Genomic DNA, 18,398 nt, shown 5'->3' with positions numbered 1-18,398 from the left:
AGAGTATCTTGGCTATTCGGGTCGCGTTGTGCGCTGGACTCAGCGACTGCGTCGGCGGGTTGATGTTCGAGCCGGTGCCGGGCGGGTACTCCACTCGGCACCTGCCATCGCTCAGATTACGGTTGCCGCGATCATCTCTTACCTGATTGCCCACCATCTGCTGGGTCATAAAAACCCGGTCGTGGCGCTTGTCGTCACAATCTCCAGCCTGGGGTTACAGCGGGATGCCCGACCGCGTCTACTCGCCGAGACCGCGCTCGGCATGGTGATGGGGATTGCCCTCTCGGAGCTGGGTCTGATCCTCTGGGGCCAGGGCACTCTGCAGCTGGCCTGTGTTCTGGTGGTTGTGTTTGTTGCCGGGCGTTTCTTTTCGCCCTCCAACAGCTTTGCGGTCGTCGCGGCGATCCAGGCCTCCATGGTGCAGGTTCTGCCGCTGCCAGATGGTGGTCCGTTCACCCGGAGTCTTGATGGTCTTGTGGCCGGGCTGGTTGCGCTTCTGTTTACGGCATTCATTCCCCGGGATCCTCGGCGGGGTCCTCGGCGCGCGGCCAAGAAACTTTTCAACGAGTGGAACGCTGCCCTCTCCGCTCTTGCAGCTGGTCTGAACCTGGGCGACCACCACTCTGCCGAGCGGGCACTCACCCGGCTTCGGGCCACCCAGCCCCTGCTCGACGACTGGGCGGAGTCGCTTGAATCGGCCGAGGCGCTCGCCCGGATTTCACCGTTTGCGCATCGACACCGCGATGATCTCTTCGATCTTGCCGAGATGCTGCGCTACATGGATTTGGCCACGCGCAGCCTGCGTGTGATCGCCCGGCGGGCCATGTACAAGCTGCAGGACGATGTCCCACGGCCCCGTCTTGGCCAGTTGATCGTATCGCTCTCCAGCGGGGTGAGCCTGCTGGGTGGCAGCGTGGTTGACCGTGAGTTTCGTATGACCGCTCGTGAGTCGCTCGAACAGGTTGTGCCCCGGCTTGACCCGCAGCGCTCGGGCGTTCAGGATTCGCTGGGCGACGTGGGCATTGTGCTCTCACTGCGGCCGCTCACTGTTGATCTTTTGTGTGCTGCGGGTGTTACCCCGGAGGACGCGCGTACCCTCCTGCCCCCGCTCGACTAGCTGTTGCTCGATGGTGGGTTCGGGTCGCGTGTTGACGAGTCCAGTAAGCTGTCGGGTATGACTGAACCACTCACCCTCGTCCTGCTCCGCCACGGTCAAAGCGACTGGAACCAGAAAAACCTGTTTACGGGTTGGGTTGATGTTCGCCTGAGCGAGAAGGGCCGCGGCGAGGCGCAGCGTGCCGGAGAGCTGTTATCTGAGTCGGGGATTGCCCCGGACGTTCTCTACACTTCGGTGCTGAGTCGCGCCATCCAAACGGCCAACCTGGCGTTGGACGCGGCTGATCGCCTGTGGATTCCCGTCAAGCGATCCTGGCGTCTGAACGAGCGCCACTACGGTGCCCTGCAGGGTAAGGACAAGGCCCAGACTTTGGCCGAGTACGGCCAGGAGCAGTTCATGACCTGGCGTCGTTCGTTCGACACCCCACCTCCCGCGATTGACGACGGTGACGAGTGGTCTCAGTGGGGCGATGAGCGCTATGCCGACCTGGGCGAGAACGTGCCCCGCACTGAGTGCCTGAAAGACGTGATCGAGCGGATGCTGCCCTACTGGCACTCCGACATCACGGTCGATCTCGCCGCGGGTAAGACCGTGCTCGTGACGGCCCACGGTAACTCACTACGTGCGCTTGTGAAGCACCTTGACGGGATCTCAGACGAAGATATTGCCGAGTTGAACATCCCCACGGGTATCCCGCTTGTCTACCGGCTTAACGCTGATTTTACCCCCAGCGCCCCCGGCGAATACCTTGATCCAGAAGCTGCTGCTGCCGGTGCTGCTGCCGTGGCAGCCCAGGGCAACACGAAGTAGCTCAGACAACCAGAGACGGACGGGTCGGTACCCCTTGGGGTACCGACCCGTCCGTCTGCTACCGGGGTGTTAGCTGTATTCGCCGGTCGTGAGGTACTGTACTTTTTTCGCAATCGAGACAGCGTGGTCGGCAAAACGCTCGTGGTAGCGGCTCGCGAGGGTCGCATCCACCACGTTGGTGACCTCGCCTTTAAAGGTGTCGCTCAGCACCTTCTCAAAGACTTTCGCATGCAACTCGTCGATACGGTCGTCGCGATTGCGAATCTCGTCGATGAGCACGATATCTTCCGTGCGCAGGAGTCGCGTCACATCGGCGGCAACAGCAATATCGAGCTCACCCATCTCGCGGAAGATTTTGCCGAGGCCCTTGGGGATGACGCTGTCCGGGAAGCGGTAGCGGGCCAGCTGGGCGATGTGCTCGGCAATGTCGCCCATGCGTTCAAGCGATGCGCTGATCCGGAGCGCGCTGACGATGATGCGGAGATCTCTGGCGACGGGTTGCTGCCGGGCCAGGATGGTGATGGCAAGTTCGTCGAGGCTGGTCGCGAGGGCGTCGATGCGTAGGTCGTCCTCGATCACGGCTTCGGCCAGGGCCACATCGGAGGTTTGGAAGGCCTGCGTTCCGCGCTGAATAGCGGACTCGACAAGCTCAGAAATATCGGCGAGTCCGGTCTGAACCTCGCGCAATTCTTGTTGAAATACTTCGCGCATTGCGCTGGGGCCTTTCTCTCGGGTGAGTCCGCACGGATCATCACCATTGTTGGGGGCCAAGGTTAACGATTGGTACTCGGCAGCTAAACAGTGTCTGAAACCCTACCGTGTGGAGTGTATCGCGGAGGTAGACAACGCAGGGAGTCACTACGCTGGTCATTATGGAATCCGTGTGGCTGGTTCTTCTTGCGCTTTGTCTGGGTGTGCTCATCGGGGTGGGTTTGACCGTGGTGGGCGTCTTTGCGGCGCGCCGGGGGCGGGCCAGCCGCGAGGCGAGCCATCCGTCGGTGTCGCACGAGGTGATTGATGTGCTCGAAACGTTCGAATCGTTTGCGGTGATTCTGGACCCCTCACTCAACGTGGTCTACGCCAACGCGGCAGCCCAGCGCAGCGAGTTGGTGGGTGAGGATCTGCTACGTTTTGGCGTACTGGAAGACGTGGCCGCACGGGCGCTTTCAGCCGATGAGATTGTGACGGTTGAGGTGCGTGATGATCCGAGTGAGATTGAGCGCCTGGGCGGCTCGCTGACCGTTCCTCACGATGACCCTGCGCTGCATAACCTCTGGGTCCGCGGGGCCCGGCTGGGGAGCCGATTGGTGCTGGTCATCGTTGAGGACCGGGGTGAGGCGTGGCGACTCGATGCCATGCGCCGGGACTTTATTGCCAATGTGAGTCACGAGCTGAAGACTCCGGTGAGTGCCGTTTCGCTGCTCTCCGAGGCACTGATTCAGGCCTCCGATGACCCGGAGATGGTGGTGCACTTTGCGGGGCGACTTACGCGTGAGAGTGCCCGTCTGGCGAATCTCACATCGGACATCATCCGCCTGTCCTCGGCGCAGGTATCTGCTCCCGCGCTGACGGACGACCCGGTTGCGGTGTCACACCTGTGTGAGCGGGTTGCTGAGGAACATCGCACTGTGGCTGAGCAACGCCATATCGCGATGGTGTGGGGGGATACCGCGGACCTGTGGGTAGCGGGGGATATCGATTCTCTCGTGGTTGCCCTGGGCAACCTGGTGAGCAACGCACTCAACTATTCCCCGGATGGCTCGCATGTGGGCATCGGTGCCCATCGGGTTGGTGCACACATTGAGATCGCCGTAACCGATCAGGGCGTGGGTATTCCTGCCGAAGACATCGACCGCATCTTTGAGCGTTTCTATCGCGTTGATCAGGCTCGCTCGCGGGGTACCGGGGGTACGGGGCTGGGTCTCAGCATTGTGAAGAACACCGTGCAGGGCCACGGGGGCGATGTGCGGGTGTGGTCCCAGCCCGGTTCAGGCTCCACCTTTACGATTGTGCTGCCCGCCTACCAGGAACCTCAGCCGCCCACCGGAACCGTGCCGCAGGTGGGGGGAGCGAGCGTGACGGCCCGCCGTGACCGGGTATCCAGTGCGCGTGGGCTCAGCACGGAGAAGGCCGCCCAGGCGCAGAAGAAAAAAGACAAAAAAGATAAGCGTGACAAAAAATCTGCCGATAAAAAATATAAAAAGCGGGATCGGGAGGTGGCATTTGCGCTGCCCCGCGTGTCCGTGAGTGACAGCACACACAATGAGGGAGAGAAATGACGCGAGTCCTGCTGGTTGAAGACGAAGAATCCATCTCGGAACCACTCAGCTACCTATTGCGTAAGGAAGGCTACGAGGTGGATGTTGTGGCCGACGGAGTATCCGCCCTGGCTGTCTTTGCCGTTGACCAACCCGACCTGGTGCTGCTTGACCTGATGCTGCCTGGTAAGCCTGGCACCGAGGTGTGTCGTGAGATCCGTGCCGCCTCGCGCGTACCCATTATCATCCTCACGGCCAAGGACTCTGAGCTGGATATTGTGGTTGGCTTGGAGTTGGGGGCTGACGATTATGTGACGAAGCCTTACTCGTCGCGTGAGCTGCTGGCGCGTATCCGGGCGGCTCTCCGACGTGCGGCGGACCCGTTCCTGCACGAGGCGGACACCGTGTTGACAGTGGGGCAGGTCACGCTTGATACCGACCGCCACTCGGTTGAGGTGCGCGGGAGCGAGATTACTATTCCCTTGAAGGAGTTTGAGCTACTGGAAGTCCTCATGCGTAACGCAGGGCGGGTACTCACTCGCGGGCAGCTCATCGACCGGGTGTGGGGGAGCGACTATTACGGCGATACCAAGACGCTCGATGTGCACATTAAGCGCATCCGTTCACGGGTGGAGGAAGATCCTTCTCGGCCCGTGTTACTGAACACCGTGCGTGGCGTGGGGTATCGCTTCGAGAAGTAGCGGAGCGCAACGAGGAGGGCCGGACAACATATGTCCGGCCCTCCTCGTTGCGCTGCGGCGGTGCTACTCGGCGGTGTCCTCCGCGGTATCGGCACCCGTTTCTGCGTCCGTCAGGGGAACTGGAACCTTGCCAGCCTCGCCCTGGATGATGATCGTCTCGTTGTCTGAGGTGTCAGCGCGAACAACAAAGGGTTCGTACTCGGCCAGCGTGCCGTCCAGCACGGGAACCCGGAGCTCCACACCCTCCATGTCGCCGTACTGGAAGTACACATTGACAACGGTGCCGGTTATGGCGGAGGCATTGGTAAAGATGACTCTCTCCTCGTCCTCGCCGCCGAAGCGGTTGAGGCCGGTGGCGACGGGCGCCGTCTCGGTGAGTTTGTCGTCAACGAGCTGGACGGTGAGCGTGATCGCCTTCGAGGACTCGGAAGAGTTCACCGCGCTGAAGACGAGGTTGAGAACACCGTCTTCTTCGCCCGCGATCAGAATTGCATTGCGGATAGCGATGTCGCCCACGTTGCCGCTCACCCCGTCGCTGGGGTCGTACTTGTACGTGGTCGCCTGGGGGCTGATCAGGTTGCAACCCGCTGTGCCCAGGACGACGGCAACAGCTAGAACAGCGGATGAAACGATACGTGCACGAGCCTTCACTGTGGACCCTCCGTGAGATGTGATGGGTGACGCGCACCCAAAACGAGCGCAGCGCACAGGACTATAGTCCCGCCTAGTTTAGTGTGCTAAGTCATTCCTTACAGGTTAGGACAACCTAAGTGTAGTTTTCGGTGGTGTGGTATCCTATGTAGCTGAGCGAGGGAGTCATATTCTATGCAGTTTGAGGTTGGCGAAACAGTCGTTTACCCACACCATGGCGCAGCTAAAATCGTCGAAGTTAAGAATCGCATCATTATGGGCGAGGAAAAGCTTTTTCTGAAGCTTGAGGTGAACCAGGGTGATCTGAAAATCGAGGTTCCCGCAGAAAACGTTGATCTGGTCGGTGTTCGCGACGTGATTGACAAGGAAGGCCTCGACGAGGTCTTCGAGGTTTTGCGCACGCCGTTTACCGAGGAACCCACCAATTGGTCCCGTCGGTACAAGGCAAACCTTGAGAAGCTGGCATCTGGCGATGTGATCAAGGTGTCCGAGGTCGTCCGCGACCTGTGGCGTCGCGATCAGGATCGTGGTCTCTCCGCAGGAGAGAAGCGGATGCTGGCGAAGGCCAGGCAGATTCTCATTTCGGAGCTAGCCCTGGCGGAAAAGACCGACGAAGAGTCGGCATCGCTGGTGCTTGACGAGGTTCTCGCGTCCTAACGCGGTGAGCACTCCGACGGAGGTGTCGCGCCCGGCGGTTGCCGCGATTGTGGTTGCTGCCGGCAGCGGTACCCGATTGGGTGCAGGGCACCCCAAAGCTTTCGTTCCCCTGGCCGGGCGTACTATTCTCGACTGGGCGCTGGTGGCTCTTGTCCGCTCGGGTCCGATTGACCAGATTATTGTCGTTGCACCGGCTGATTGCGTTGGTGGTTTGCGTGCATCGGTCCAGGATGTCGTGCGGGACGAGGGTTGCTCTGCGTCCGTAGTGATTGTTGTGGGCGGAAGTACCCGGTTCGACTCGGTGCGTCGTGGCCTCGCTGTTGTGGCCGACACTATCGACATCGTCCTCGTGCACGATGCTGCACGGGTGGCGGTTCCCGCCGAGGTCTTCCGTCGCGTTATTGCCGCGGTGGGTGCGGGAAGCGAGGGGGCAATCCCCGTTCTCCCGGTGGTGGACACGCTCAACCAAGTTTCCGCAGAGGGAAGGGTTGTTGTTGCCGTCGATCGTTCAGCCCTGGTCGCGGTGCAGACTCCCCAGGGTTTTCCGCGCAGGCTGCTGGATGACGCGTATCGCCGGGCCGGGCCGGATGGTGACGCGTTTACCGATGACGCATCCGTGATGCGGCACGCCGGATATACGATCATGACGGTTGCGGGTGATCAACGCTCGCTTAAAATCACAACCCAACCCGACCTCGAACGTGTCGCGGGCTGGCTGGGTGAGCCGGGGAAGGCGACGCGGATGAGGGTTGGAACGGGCACGGATGTGCACGCGTTCGACAGTGGCGAGCCCCTGTGGCTTGCGGGTTTGTACTGGCCGGGTGAGCGTGGACTCTCCGGGCACAGCGATGGGGATGTGGTCGCCCATGCGATTGTGGACGCCCTGCTCTCGGCCGCCGGTCTCGGCGATATCGGCTCGACTTTTGGTACGGCCGACCCCCGCTTCCAGAATGCCCACGGTGAGGTTTTTGTGCGTGAGGCCGTGCGGCTGCTTACAGAGGTCGGCTTCTCCGTGGGTAATGTGTCGGTTCAGGTGATCGGTTTGCGTCCCAAGATCGGTCCCCGCCGGGCGGAGGCCGAGGAAGTTCTCGGCGAGATGGTTGGTGCCCCCGTGAGCCTGTCGGCGACGACCACGGACGGCCTGGGTTTTACCGGGCGTGGTGAAGGTCTCTGCGCGATTGCGACCGCCCTGATCTACTCCGTGTAGTCAGAAGCGGGTTACATGCGCACCGTCGTCACACTGTCGGTAGCTCAGCGTAGGCTTACAGGGTGACTCAGCGACTCTACGATTCTCGGACCGGTACCCTTGTCGATTTTGCCCCTCGCGTGGCCGGTCAGGTGGGGCTCTACATCTGTGGGCCGACGGTTCAGTCCAGTCCGCACATCGGACACTTGCGCAGCGCCCTCGTCTACGACCAGATGCGACGCTGGTTCGAATACGAGGGAAATGAGGTGACCCTCGTACGTAATGTCACCGATATTGACGATAAAATCCTGGACAACGCCGCGAGCGCACAGCGTGAGGGGAGTTCCGAGCAGTGGTGGGCATTGGCTTACCGGATCGAGCGCGAGTTTAACGCGGCCTACGATGCCCTTGACATTCGACCACCCACATATGAACCCCGGGCAACGGCGAATATTCAGCCCATGCTGGACCTGATCGAACGCTTGATTGAGCGGGGCCACGCGTATGTTGCTGCGGGCACCGCTAATGTGTATTTCGACTCCGCCTCGTGGCCTGATTATGGTGAGCTCACCCGTCAAAAGCGGGACAGCATGGAGCCCGCGGCTGATTCGGATCCACGGGGTAAGCGAGACCCGCGTGATTTTGCGTTGTGGAAAGCCCACAAAGATGCCGAACCAGACTCTGCGGCCTGGGGCTCGCCGTGGGGTCGCGGTCGGCCCGGCTGGCATATCGAGTGCTCGGCTATGTCAACCCGCTATCTCGGTCGCGACTTCGACATCCACGGTGGTGGGCTCGATCTCCGCTTCCCGCATCACGAGAACGAATTGGCCCAGTCTCGGGCGGGTGGAGATAGTTTTGCCCGGTACTGGATCCACAATGGCCTGGTCAATGTGGGTGGGCAGAAGATGTCTAAATCGCTCGGTAACTCCATTTTTGCTGCTGATCTTTTGCGCGCGGCTCAACCCGCTGCGGTGCGCTATTTTCTGGGGTCGGCACACTATCGCTCCACGCTGGAGTTTCACCCCGATGCCCTTGTGGAGGCGACCGCGGCGCTTAACCGGGTCGAGGCGTTCCTGCGGCGCTGCGCGCGTGAGGCCGCGGTGGAGACAGCTGCTCGTGCCGGAGTGCGCGTGCCCGAGGCTTTTAGCGCGGCAATGCGCGACGATTTCGCGCTGCCCCAGGCTCTCGCGGTTTTGCACGAGACGGTCCGTGCCGGAAACGCGGCGCTCGACTCGGGAGATACACAGCGAGCGGCCGACCGTCACGGCGAGGTATGGGCTATTGTTAACGTTCTTGGTATCAACCCCCTCGCTGAGGAATGGTCGGCTACGTCTGATGACGGGGCGCTGGCCGCCCTGGGGATGCTGGTTGACCAGCTGCTTGTTGAACGTCAGCAGGCCCGTGAACGTCGTGACTTTGCTACGAGCGACAGGATCCGGGACACGCTGGGCCAAGCCGGAATTTCACTCGAAGACACAACGAACGGTTCACACTGGAGTCTCAATGGCTAAGAAACCACGCGCGGGCGCTGTCCGCAAAAAAAGTAGGGGCGCTCCCGTCGGCTCGGGAGGTCAGGGCCGTCAGGCGTTAGAGGGGCGTAAGCCTACCCCCAAGGCCGAGGATCGTCCGTACCATCCCGCCGGAAAAGCTAAGGCTGCCAAGGAGCGGTTCCTGGCCGCGGGCGGATCGCCCGAGGGGCGTAAACCGCAGAACCGCTCAAACACCGGCTCGGCCGGTGCCCGCGGTGGAAGCCGCAAAAAAGACGACGACAGCGAGTTGGTGACGGGCCGTAACGCCGTGTTGGAGGCGCTGCGTACGCGTATTCCCGCCACCACACTGTATATCGGTACCCGCATCGAGATGGATGATCGCATCCGGGAGATCATCAACATTGCGACGAAGCGTGGCCTGCCCGTTCTGGAGGTCATGCGACCCGAGCTCGATCGAATGTGTAGCATCGACACGGTTCACCAGGGCGTTGTGCTTAAGGTGCCGCCGTATACGTATGCGCATCCGCTCGACATGGCGGACCGGGTTCTCTCCGCGACGAAGGCACCGCTTTTTGTGGCGATTGATGGTGTGACGGACCCTCGTAACCTAGGGGCGATCATCCGCTCGACCGCCGCTTTTGGTGGGGACGGCGTCATCGTGCCCCAGCGTCGTTCGGTGGGGGTGACCGCGTCCGCGTGGAAGACCTCTGCCGGAGCGGCCGCGCGAATCCCCGTGGCGATGGCGGCCAACCTGACCCAGACGCTTAAGGCGTTCCAGGAGCGCGGTATCTTCGTGATTGGTCTGGATGGCGGGGGCGAGGTGTCGCTGCCCGGCCTCACACTGGCCACCAGCCCGGTTGTTGTTGTGATTGGCAGTGAGGGCAAGGGCCTCTCCCGCCTCGTGACCGAAACCTGTGATGCCGTTGTGTCTATCCCGATCTCGGCGGCAACGGAATCGCTCAACGCTGGAATTGCGGCGGGTGTTACGCTCTACGAGATCTCGCGGCTGCGTGCCGAAGAAGCAGCCCACAAGTAGTCTCTCGGTGGCCACCGCCGACCGAGGGAAGCCGCACCCGTGTGAGGGTGCGGCTTCGCTCGGTTAACCGGTGTGTGTCGCGGTCGGATGTCGCTGCCACCAGGCCGTTCCTACAGCACCGAGAGCTGTGATGCGATCCAGCGATTTCCGTGCTTTTCTAGTCGAATGATCACGGCCCGTGTGCGTAGTCTGGTGTGCACCATCGTGACCCCCTCGATCACGCCGTGGCGGGGGGAGCAGGTTCGGGTGCGTCCACAGTACATGGGCTCGCGGCGAGAGGCGGTCCCCACAGCTTGGCGACTTTGCTGGGAGATCGAGCGGCGCAGTCGGAGTGACGCGTAGGCCGACTCGGTCAGCCACCGTGCGATCTTCTCGAGATCTCGTCCGCCGTTAACGATCTCCATGGCGCTCAGCGCCAGGCTTTCCATGAGGCTCTTCGGGTCGGTTGGTGCAGCCGTGAGGTGGGCCGCAGTGACCACCGCTGTGCCGGTCGTGGTGGCTTCCGAGTGGCTGCGCCGCGGCGGGTGGGTATCGGGGCGGGTCTCCGGGCCGCGGGTCGCCGGGCCGCGGGTCGCCGGTTCAGGCCGGGTGCGGTTATCCGTATGCTCTCGTGCACTGATCATTCGTGATCCTCATATACTCGTGACGGTGATAGGGGCGTGTGTGACTCGGCTCGCCCCCCGCGAGCTGTGAGTGTTGTAAGCAACTTAAGATAGAAGCGAATCTGTTGTCTATAGCATATATGCCCTGTGGATAGACTCCGGGGGGAGGCCTCGCCGGGTGGCCCATGACTCCCCGACGCCGCATTTCGGGCACTAGGGTAGGTGTGTGTCTACTCTCAGCGATCTTGTCCACCAGCACTGCGAAAGCAGCGAGGAGGACATCGAATGGCTCCACTTTCTGGTGGGCGATTGGCAATTGCTTGCTGATCTGGCCTTTGCCGACGTCGTCTTGTGGGTGCCGACGGTAGACGATAGCTTTGTCGCGGTGGCACACGCGCGACCGTCGAGTGCGGCCACGCTGTTCTATCGTGATGTTGTGGGCTCGATGGTCCGCTCTGAGTGGTATGAGCAGGTGCGAAACGCGTATAGTACCGCTCACATTGTCGAGTCTTCATCGCCCGCCTGGTTTGAGGAGATGCCGATGAAGGTGCGCGCAATTCCGGTTATCCGGCGCACCTCGGATGGTGAAGACGGCCGATTCGGCCCCATCGCCGTCATCACGGCACACACTAATCTCAGCGAGGCACGAATGCCGTCCCGCCTGGAGGCGGCGTTCACCGAGAGCGCCAACGATCTTTTTTTGATGATTGCGGCGGGAAACTTTCCTGATTGGGGGACACCAACGGGGCCGAGGCGCGGTGCTCCCCGCGCTTCCGATGGCCTGCTCCGGCTTGACGTAGACGGGACGGTCACGTTTGCCAGCCCCAACTCGCTTTCTGCGTTTAACAGGATGGGGTTTGTTGACGAATTAGAGGGGGAGTCTCTCGCCGAGATCACGACCTCGTTACTCGTGGGAAACCACTCGGTGGACGAGTCGCTCCCCGTTGTCGTCACGGGTCGAGCCCCCTGGCGCACCGATTTGGAGGCCCGCGGGGTTACCCTCTCAATCCGTGCCATTCCCACCAAGGTGGCTGGTGAACGCACCGGTGCGCTTGTGCTCACGCGTGACGTCTCCGAGCTGCGGCATCAGGAGCAGGAACTCATCACCAAGGATGCCACTATCCGAGAGATTCACCACCGGGTGAAGAACAACCTCCAGACGGTCGCCTCCCTGCTGCGCATCCAGGCCCGTCGGGCGCGCTCTGAGGAGGCCCAGGAGGCCCTCGGTCAGGCGATGCGCCGAGTGGCCGCGATTGCGGTCGTACACGACACACTTGCGACCGGCCTCTCGCAAAGCGTTAACTTCGACGAGGTTTTTGACCGCGTGCTGATGCTGGTCGCCGAGGTGGCGAGCACTCACAACACCACCGCTCACCCCCGGAAGGAGGGCGAATTTGGTGTGTTGCCGAGCGAATATGCAACCCCGCTCGCGCTCGCGTTGACGGAATTGGTGACCAATGCGGTTGAGCACGGGCTCGCCGGGCGTGAGGGCAGCGTGACGATTGTGGCCGAACGTGGTGAGGAGCGCCTGCAGGTGACGGTTACCGACACCGGGGCTGGCCTGCCCGAGGGGCAGGTGGGAGCCGGATTGGGTACCCAGATCGTGCGCACTCTGATTCAGGGTGAGCTGGGTGGAACCATCGATTGGCACACTATTGTGGGGTCGGGTACCGAGGTGACCATCGATATTCCGCTGCGCTGGCTGAACGCCACGTCGTAGGCGGTTCACGACTTTTCGACGGAGAGGTTTCCGCGGTGCCCACACCCTTGACCGTAACGATTGCCCCGGACTCGTTCAAGGGCACCCTGTCCGCTGATGATGCCGCTCAGGCGATTGCCGCGGGATGGCGGGTCGAGCGGCCGGGGGATACCCTCCTGCTCACCCCCATGGCTGACGGGGGAGAGGGCAGTCTCGACGCGATTGCGCGGGCCACCGAGGGCGCGCGCCGGGTTCCGGTGAGTGTGCAGGGCCCTGATGATCGCCCGGTGGCTGCCGAGTGGCTCTTCCTTCCCGACTCGGCGGGCGGCGGTATCGGAGTTGTCGAACTGGCCAACACCTCAGGGATCACGCTACTCAACCCGTTGCGCCCTCTTGATGCTCACACCCGGGGTTTTGGTCAGGCGATTGTGGCGGCCCTCGACGGTGGCGTGACTCGGTTGGTGCTTGCGATCGGTGGTAGCAGCTCAACCGATGGTGGCACCGGTCTCCTCGTCGCGCTGGGGGCTCGATTTCTGGATGCTTCGGGTGGTCCCGTTGCCCCCGGCGGTGGCGGTTTGGCTGCCCTTGATCGGGCAGATCTTTCTGGCCTACGTCCACCGCCGGTCGGCGGGGTGAGCGTTCTGAGTGATGTGACGCATCCGCTCCTGGGCGCGTCCGGTGCCGCCGTGGTGTTCGGCCCGCAGAAAGGTGCAGATCCGCACGCGGTGCGTGAACTGGATCACAACCTCGCGCGCCTCGCTGCCGCATTGGGTGGCGACCCCACCGAACCCGGTACGGGGGCGGCCGGGGGTGCCGGATACGGTCTCCGGGCGTGGGGCGCGGTGCTCACCCCTGGTGCCGCGGCGGTGGGGGAAATTGTCGGTCTACCGCGTCGGATTGCGGCGTCGGATGTGGTGATCACGGGTGAGGGACGGTTCGATCAGCAATCGTTGGGCGGTAAGGTTCCGTCCTATGTGCGTGCCTGTGCCGCACACGGTTCGGCGCGCACCTGTCTGATGGCCGGAACTGTCGAGTGGGTCGGCGCGGCTAAGGGTAACGCCGGGACCGGGTTTGACGAGGTCTACTCGCTGAGCGAACTGGCTGGCTCGGTTGAGTCAGCGATGCGGGATCCAGCGGGCTGGTTGAGTTATGCCGGGCGGCACCTGGCCCGCCAGTATCGGGTATGACTCGTCAGGTCGGGACCTGTTGATCACGACCTAACGAGGAGGTTTTTAGCTGGAGGGGTTGTTATCAGCGGTGGGTGTCGCGTCGCTATCGGGCGCGGTTTCTGACGGCTCCGGCAGGATCTCGGTGGGGGCATCCCCGGTACCACCCAGGTTGGTCGGCTCGCCCTCGGGGGTGATCGTTGTCTCGGCGGACGGGGCTCCGGCTGCTGCCGCCGCGGCTTCGGTCTCTTTGCGGCGACGGATGCGGCCCATGATGACGAGTGCGGCACCGACTCCTAACACGATCACACCGATGATGACCATCAGCATGATGTCCTGGCCGGTGGTGGCCAGGGCGGGCGGGGATGCAACGGACAGGGCAGTGGTCATCAGGGTGTGAGCGGCGATGAGAAACATGCTGATCACTGTATCGTGTTCCTGTGTGGGGATATCGTCACAATAATGGGAAAGCCTGGTGAACTGCGTGAAACTCGCGACCAATGCACTGATAATTACCCGCAGCATCGTAGGGTGACGGTGTGTGGACTGTGGAGAGACGGCGCAAATCAAACGCCGATAAGCCGAATACTTCGACAACTGACGTCGAAGATGCCGCTGTGGCCACATCCGGTCCGCCGCACCAGGGCCCGAGTAGTTCCCCGTCAGCGGGTAGCGGCAGTCCGTTGACGTCCGAGCGTGGCGCGGAGAGCACAGACAAAGCTCCGGCTGCCCGGTTGGCGGCCGTTGACCATTTTGGCAGCGAGCACCAGCGTTGGCGTGATGAACTTGCCGAGGTCGGCGGGCGCTCCCCTCTGCTCTCATTCGAGGACAGCCCGCGCACCCGTCTGGAGCTGTCTACGACCCACCCTGGCGGGCTGCCCCAGTTCATTACCGGTCAGAAAATCCTGCTGTCAAGCCTGATCCGCGACGATCTCGCCCTGCGCAACGCACGCCTGGCAGCCGGTGAGATTACCGATAAGGCCATTGAGATGCGCAGTGTGCGCGGTTTGGAGACCATCCGGCTCGGCATCGGTCTGGCTAAGTGGCGCTTCGAGGGGGAGCAGTTTAGCGCCCCCGTGCTGATGCGTCCCCTGGCTATCCGGCGCTACGGCCGCGATTTTGAGCTGAAACTCAAATCGCATCCCTTTTTTAACCCCGCCCTCGCCCGCGCCATGCATGAGCAGTTTGGGATGCAGCTTGATGTTGAGGAGTTTGTTGCTCTCTCGCTCAAATCTGGTGTCTTCAAACCTCAGCCCGTGATTGACCGGCTGCGCGCGATGACCGCCCACATTAGTGGGTATGCGGTGCAGCCGCGCCTGATTGTCTCCTCCTTCATGGAGGTGGCCAACGATATGGTGCGTGACGCCCACAACCTGGATCACCCCATCCTGGATGCCGTTGCGGGCAGCGAGTACGCGCGCCGTCACCTCTCCGAGGCCTTCGAGCCGGTCGAGGCCACGCCCCCCAATAATCGCTCGCCCGAGACTGACCGGCTCTTACTCGATACGGATAGCGAGCAGGATGAGGTGATTGCCCAGATTGAGGCGGGTCACTCGGTTGTGGTGCAGACCCTGCCCGGCACCGGAGGAACGCAGACAGTGGTCAATGCCGCCAGTGCTCTCATCGGACGCAACCGTCGCGTACTGATCGTGTCTCCGCGCCGCGCTACGTTGGACGGCATCAGCCACCGACTTGCCCGTGTGGGGCTCAATGGCATCGCCGTATCCCCGCGCCTGTTGCGCCGCAACCTGGTGGAGTCCATCAAACGCAATGAGACCGTCCACGCTCCACCCATGGGCGATGTAGACGATGCCCTGGTGCGCCTGCGCCGGGTATTGCTGGATTACCAATGTGCCCTGGAAACGGTTGACCCGGCGCTCGGAATTTCGCCGCTGGAGGCCGTGCGTGAACTCACCAGGCTGGCCGTGACGGATCATCCCCCGGCTACCACGGCGCGCCTCGACGATATTGCCTTGGACGCTTTAGCCCGTGACCGTGTCGGCATCGCCGAGACGCTCTCGTTGTCGGCCTCCCTCGGCCAGTTCCAGTATGGTCCGGACGACTCGCCCTGGTACGGCGTTACCTTTACCCGAACCGAGGATGCCCGCCAGGCCCACGCCACCGCCCAAGCCCTGTCTGAGCGGGAGTTCCCCCGGCTGCGTGAGTTGGCGGACAGGCTTATCCAGCAGACCTCGATGCGTCCCTACGAAACCCTGGCCGAGTTGGGTATCTACCTGCGCCTCCTGATGGGCATTCGTGAGACGCTTGACCGGTTCACGCCCGAAGTCTATGATCGCTCACTTACCGAGATCATTGCCGCCCACGCCACGCGGGGTGGGGCTGATGAGATGCCCCAGGCTAACCGTCGTCGCCTGCGCCGCCTGGCGCGCGAGTATGTGCGCCCCGGTGTTAACGTCACGGATATGCTCGAGCGGTTGCGGCAGATTCAGCAGCAGCGTCTTCTCTGGCAGCGCTACACGTCTGTCGCCGGTGCGCGTCCCGAGGTTCCCGTAGGTATCTCCGATGTTCTCGTGAGCTACCAGACGGTCTACGAAGACTGCGCCGCCCTTGACGCGGTTTTGGGGACAACCGGAACCGATAACGAGTTTAAAGAGATGCCGATTGCGTCGGTGGCTCGGGTGCTGGGGTCGTTGGCCGAGGAATCCGAGGTTTTGCAGAATATCCAGGAGCGCACCGCCCTGTTGGAGCGGCTGAACAATGCCCACCTGAGCCCGCTGCTTGACGATCTCTCGGCACGGCACGTGGCCTCTGACCGGGTTGCCGCCGAACTGGACCAGGCCTGGTGGCAGTCGGCGCTGGAGCGGATGCTTCAGGGTAATAAGGCGCTTTTGAGCGCCAATACCTCCGTGCTTGACCGTTTGGAGGCTGATTTTAAGCTGGTGGATGACGCCCACTCGTCAGCCAACGGTCGGGTACTCTCTGCACAGCGTGCCGCGGCGTGGAAAATTGCCCTGCTCGATTATCCGGACGAGGCGGTGGCCCTGCGCAGTCTGCTGCGTGCGGACCGCGCCGTTCCTACCCTGCTGGTTGACTCGGCACCGCACCTGATGGATCTACTGGCCCCCGTGTGGATGGTGAGCCCCTACGAGGTGGCCCAGCTCCCCGAACACCTCACGTTTGACGCTGTTCTTCTGGTCGATGCCGGAGCCACAACCCTTGTTGAGAATGTGGGGGCCATCCGTCGTGCCCGTCAGGTGGTCGCTTTTGGCGATCCCGTTACCCAGACCCCGTGCAGTTTCGAGCTCGCGATCACCGTGCCACAGGACGAGGCTGCCGTTGAGAGTGATGTGGACGAACTCCACGCCCGCTCCGCGCTTTCGGTCCTCAGCGACCTCCTACCCACCTACAAACTCACCCGCAGCTATCGTGCGGGCGGTGAGGATCTGGCCGAGCTCATTAACTCGCGCTTCTATGCCAACCAGATTGTGTCTTTGCCCTGGGCCGGTAGCTTCCTGGGGCACCACAGTCTCAGCTACGACTTTGTCACGGGCGGGCACGCGCTGCCGGATCGGGTCACGGGTGCGGTCGAGAGTACGGATGCTGAGGTCAACCGCGTCGTTGAGCTGGTTATTGCGCACGCCGTCCAGCGTCCCCAGGAATCCCTCATGGTCATTACGGCCAGCGCTCGGCACGCGGTGCGTGTGCACCAGGCGGTCCTGCTCGCGTTTGCCCAGCGTCAAGATCTGGGTGAATTCCTGCTGGGCGATCGGGCGGAGCCGTTTGCCGTGATGACGCTGGAACAGGCCACGGCCCAGAGCCGTGACCGTGTGATTTTCTCGGTGGGCTACGGCCGTACACCGCACGGGCGAGTGCTCTCCAACTTTGGCGCGCTGGCGCGCCCGGGTGGCGAACGGTTGTTGGCCGTTGCGATGACCCGCGCGCGCCGCGGTATGACGATCGTGTCGTGCTTCCGGCCCAACGACCTGGACGAGAGCCGCCGCCGTCACGGTGTCGCTGCACTGGCCGAGGTGTTGGCCGCCGATGAGGGCCTCGTTTCGGAGGAACTGGCCGCCACGAGCGATGACCCTATGGTCACCGACCTGGCCGAGCGCCTACGCGCGCTTGGTTTGGAGGTCGCCGTGAACTATCGTGGGGTGTTGCCGCTTGTCGCGTCTTACCGCGGCCGGGCCATCGCCGTGGAGACCGATTTTTTGCTCGCCTCGATGAGTTTGCGTGAGGCGCTGCGCCTGCGTCCTGCGGTTCTGCGACGTCTCGGTTGGCACTACCTCCGGGTCCACAGTTTCGACCTTTTCAGCGATCCGGATGCCGTGGCCCTGCGGATTGCCGGTGTGATTGGTTACACCGACTCAGCTTCGTCCCGTGGCGAGGTATCGGCACATGAGACCGTCGTCCGCGCGAAACAGAACTAGGGTCGTGCCGGATACCGAGCCGAAGAGGTCGAGAAAGCGCGTCTCCCGACGCGTTGTGCGTCCGGCCGTCCCCGGAACGGATGAACGACCTCAGGGTGGCCTAGACCCCACCCTGGCGAGCGAGGATAGTGACGAGTCGTGGGGAGATCGGGCCGAGGGCAACGACGGTGACCTGTTGCGCAACAGGCCTCCGCACTGGGGGTAGCCTGGTTCCTTCGGTGGGTGCCGGGTGGCTCCTTATCGCCCACCGTCCCGGATGAGGTGGGCTAACACTCTAGGAGCCGGATGCGCTGCCAGAGGATGAACCGGCCGAACTCGCCGCGCTGGACGAAGAACCAGACGTTGTTGAACCGGACGAGGCAACTGACGCGGAGGAGCCGGAAGAGGACGACGAACCTGTCCCCTCGCTCGAACTGGATGCCGACGCGCCAACGCCCGCGGGGGAACCGCCTGCACGCGAGTCGGTCCGGTAGAAACCCGACCCGTTGAACGTTACGCCAATCGAGTTGAATACCTTGCGAAGGCGGCCACCACACTCGGGACAGTCGGTGAGCGAGGCATCCGAGAACTCCTGGCGGATGTCAAAAGCGTTGTGGCACTGCGTGCAGCGATACGAGTAGGTAGGCACCGGGTT

Annotated in this window: 16 protein-coding genes; 11 read left to right on the top strand and 5 right to left on the bottom strand. The window is 62.6% G+C overall.

The features are described 5' to 3' along the window. The first annotated feature begins 28 nt into the window (after positions 1–28). Together FB466_RS07850 and FB466_RS07845 are read left to right on the top strand one after the other, a co-directional pair. Positions 29–1,117 (top strand): FUSC family protein, encoded by a 1,089-nt coding sequence (locus FB466_RS07850; protein WP_170206068.1) that lies wholly within the window; start codon positions 29–31, stop codon positions 1,115–1,117. 57 nt (positions 1,118–1,174) lie between these two features. Then, positions 1,175–1,927 (top strand): phosphoglyceromutase, encoded by a 753-nt coding sequence (locus FB466_RS07845; RefSeq protein WP_141917400.1) that lies wholly within the window; start codon positions 1,175–1,177, stop codon positions 1,925–1,927. A gap of 69 nt (positions 1,928–1,996) precedes the next feature. Here the strand turns inward: FB466_RS07845 and phoU are convergent, their stop codons facing one another. Next, the gene (gene phoU / locus FB466_RS07840) at positions 1,997–2,638 is read right to left on the bottom strand and encodes a phosphate signaling complex protein PhoU (RefSeq protein WP_141917399.1); all 642 of its coding nucleotides are present in this window, start codon (positions 2,636–2,638) and stop codon (positions 1,997–1,999) included. 161 nt (positions 2,639–2,799) lie between these two features. Between phoU and FB466_RS07835 the strand changes: the two genes are divergently transcribed. Then, the gene (locus FB466_RS07835) at positions 2,800–4,206 is read left to right on the top strand and encodes a sensor histidine kinase (RefSeq protein WP_141917397.1); all 1,407 of its coding nucleotides are present in this window, start codon (positions 2,800–2,802) and stop codon (positions 4,204–4,206) included. Further along, a complete protein-coding gene (locus FB466_RS07830; RefSeq protein WP_141917396.1) occupies positions 4,203–4,886 on the top strand; it encodes a response regulator transcription factor in 684 nt (227 codons plus the stop codon). The genes FB466_RS07835 and FB466_RS07830 overlap by 4 nt, the downstream gene beginning before the upstream one ends. A gap of 63 nt (positions 4,887–4,949) precedes the next feature. On the opposite strand, the gene FB466_RS07825 is transcribed toward FB466_RS07830, so the two are convergent. Then, a complete protein-coding gene (locus tag FB466_RS07825) occupies positions 4,950–5,537 on the bottom strand; it encodes a hypothetical protein (protein WP_141917394.1) in 588 nt (195 codons plus the stop codon). Positions 5,538–5,711: 174 nt separating this feature from the next. On the opposite strand from FB466_RS07825, the gene FB466_RS07820 reads away from it, so the two are divergent. The 4 genes from FB466_RS07820 (at position 5,712) to rlmB (ending at position 9,906) form a co-directional block, all read left to right on the top strand. Continuing rightward, a complete protein-coding gene (locus FB466_RS07820; RefSeq protein WP_141917393.1) occupies positions 5,712–6,194 on the top strand; it encodes a CarD family transcriptional regulator in 483 nt (160 codons plus the stop codon). 4 nt (positions 6,195–6,198) lie between these two features. Beyond that, positions 6,199–7,401, top strand: coding sequence for a 2-C-methyl-D-erythritol 4-phosphate cytidylyltransferase (gene ispD, locus FB466_RS07815; RefSeq protein WP_246054582.1), 1,203 nt, complete (start codon positions 6,199–6,201; stop codon positions 7,399–7,401). A 62-nt stretch (positions 7,402–7,463) separates the two neighbouring features. Continuing rightward, entirely contained in the window at positions 7,464–8,891 is a 1,428-nt protein-coding gene (gene cysS, locus FB466_RS07810) for a cysteine--tRNA ligase (protein ID WP_141917391.1), read from the top strand. After that, positions 8,884–9,906: a 23S rRNA (guanosine(2251)-2'-O)-methyltransferase RlmB gene (gene rlmB, locus FB466_RS07805; RefSeq protein WP_141917390.1), complete on the top strand. Its 1,023-nt coding sequence runs from the start codon at positions 8,884–8,886 to the stop codon at positions 9,904–9,906. The genes cysS and rlmB overlap by 8 nt, the downstream gene beginning before the upstream one ends. Before the next feature lie 110 nt (positions 9,907–10,016). Here the strand turns inward: rlmB and FB466_RS07800 are convergent, their stop codons facing one another. Then, positions 10,017–10,529 (bottom strand): Rv3235 family protein, encoded by a 513-nt coding sequence (locus tag FB466_RS07800; protein ID WP_141917388.1) that lies wholly within the window; start codon positions 10,527–10,529, stop codon positions 10,017–10,019. Between the two features lie 205 nt (positions 10,530–10,734). Between FB466_RS07800 and FB466_RS07795 the strand changes: the two genes are divergently transcribed. Both FB466_RS07795 and FB466_RS07790 read left to right on the top strand, forming a co-directional pair. Beyond that, positions 10,735–12,228, top strand: a complete 1,494-nt coding sequence (locus FB466_RS07795; RefSeq protein WP_141917387.1) for a sensor histidine kinase — start codon at positions 10,735–10,737, stop codon at positions 12,226–12,228. Positions 12,229–12,263: 35 nt separating this feature from the next. Continuing rightward, complete coding sequence (locus FB466_RS07790) at positions 12,264–13,394, top strand: glycerate kinase (protein WP_246054581.1); 1,131 nt, start codon at positions 12,264–12,266, stop codon at positions 13,392–13,394. A gap of 45 nt (positions 13,395–13,439) precedes the next feature. Here the strand turns inward: FB466_RS07790 and FB466_RS07785 are convergent, their stop codons facing one another. After that, positions 13,440–13,790 carry a hypothetical protein gene (locus tag FB466_RS07785; protein ID WP_141917385.1) on the bottom strand — a complete coding sequence of 117 codons (351 nt, stop codon included), beginning with the start codon at positions 13,788–13,790 and terminating at the stop codon, positions 13,440–13,442. A 317-nt stretch (positions 13,791–14,107) separates the two neighbouring features. Between FB466_RS07785 and FB466_RS07780 the strand changes: the two genes are divergently transcribed. Then, positions 14,108–17,764 (top strand): AAA family ATPase, encoded by a 3,657-nt coding sequence (locus tag FB466_RS07780; protein ID WP_141917919.1) that lies wholly within the window; start codon positions 14,108–14,110, stop codon positions 17,762–17,764. Positions 17,765–18,038: 274 nt separating this feature from the next. On the opposite strand, the gene FB466_RS07775 is transcribed toward FB466_RS07780, so the two are convergent. Then, complete coding sequence (locus FB466_RS07775) at positions 18,039–18,392, bottom strand: FmdB family zinc ribbon protein (RefSeq protein ID WP_141917384.1); 354 nt, start codon at positions 18,390–18,392, stop codon at positions 18,039–18,041. Between the last annotated feature and the right edge of the window lie 6 nt (positions 18,393–18,398).

Origin of the sequence: Klugiella xanthotipulae (assembly GCF_006716695.1) — a bacterium.
GTDB classification, from domain to species: Bacteria; Actinomycetota; Actinomycetes; order Actinomycetales; family Microbacteriaceae; genus Klugiella; species Klugiella xanthotipulae.
This window is presented reverse-complemented; position numbering and strand designations above follow the sequence as displayed.

Coding starts and splice junctions, on each gene's coding strand:
- FB466_RS07830 (WP_141917396.1), top strand. CDS start 4,203: ATGACGCGAGTCCTGCTGGTTGAAGACGAAGAATCCATCTCGGAACCA.
- FB466_RS07820 (WP_141917393.1), top strand. CDS start 5,712: ATGCAGTTTGAGGTTGGCGAAACAGTCGTTTACCCACACCATGGCGCA.
- FB466_RS07835 (WP_141917397.1), top strand. CDS start 2,800: ATGGAATCCGTGTGGCTGGTTCTTCTTGCGCTTTGTCTGGGTGTGCTC.
- FB466_RS07845 (WP_141917400.1), top strand. CDS start 1,175: ATGACTGAACCACTCACCCTCGTCCTGCTCCGCCACGGTCAAAGCGAC.
- FB466_RS07800 (WP_141917388.1), bottom strand. CDS start 10,529: ATGATCAGTGCACGAGAGCATACGGATAACCGCACCCGGCCTGAACCG.
- phoU (WP_141917399.1), bottom strand. CDS start 2,638: ATGCGCGAAGTATTTCAACAAGAATTGCGCGAGGTTCAGACCGGACTC.
- rlmB (WP_141917390.1), top strand. CDS start 8,884: ATGGCTAAGAAACCACGCGCGGGCGCTGTCCGCAAAAAAAGTAGGGGC.
- FB466_RS07785 (WP_141917385.1), bottom strand. CDS start 13,790: ATGTTTCTCATCGCCGCTCACACCCTGATGACCACTGCCCTGTCCGTT.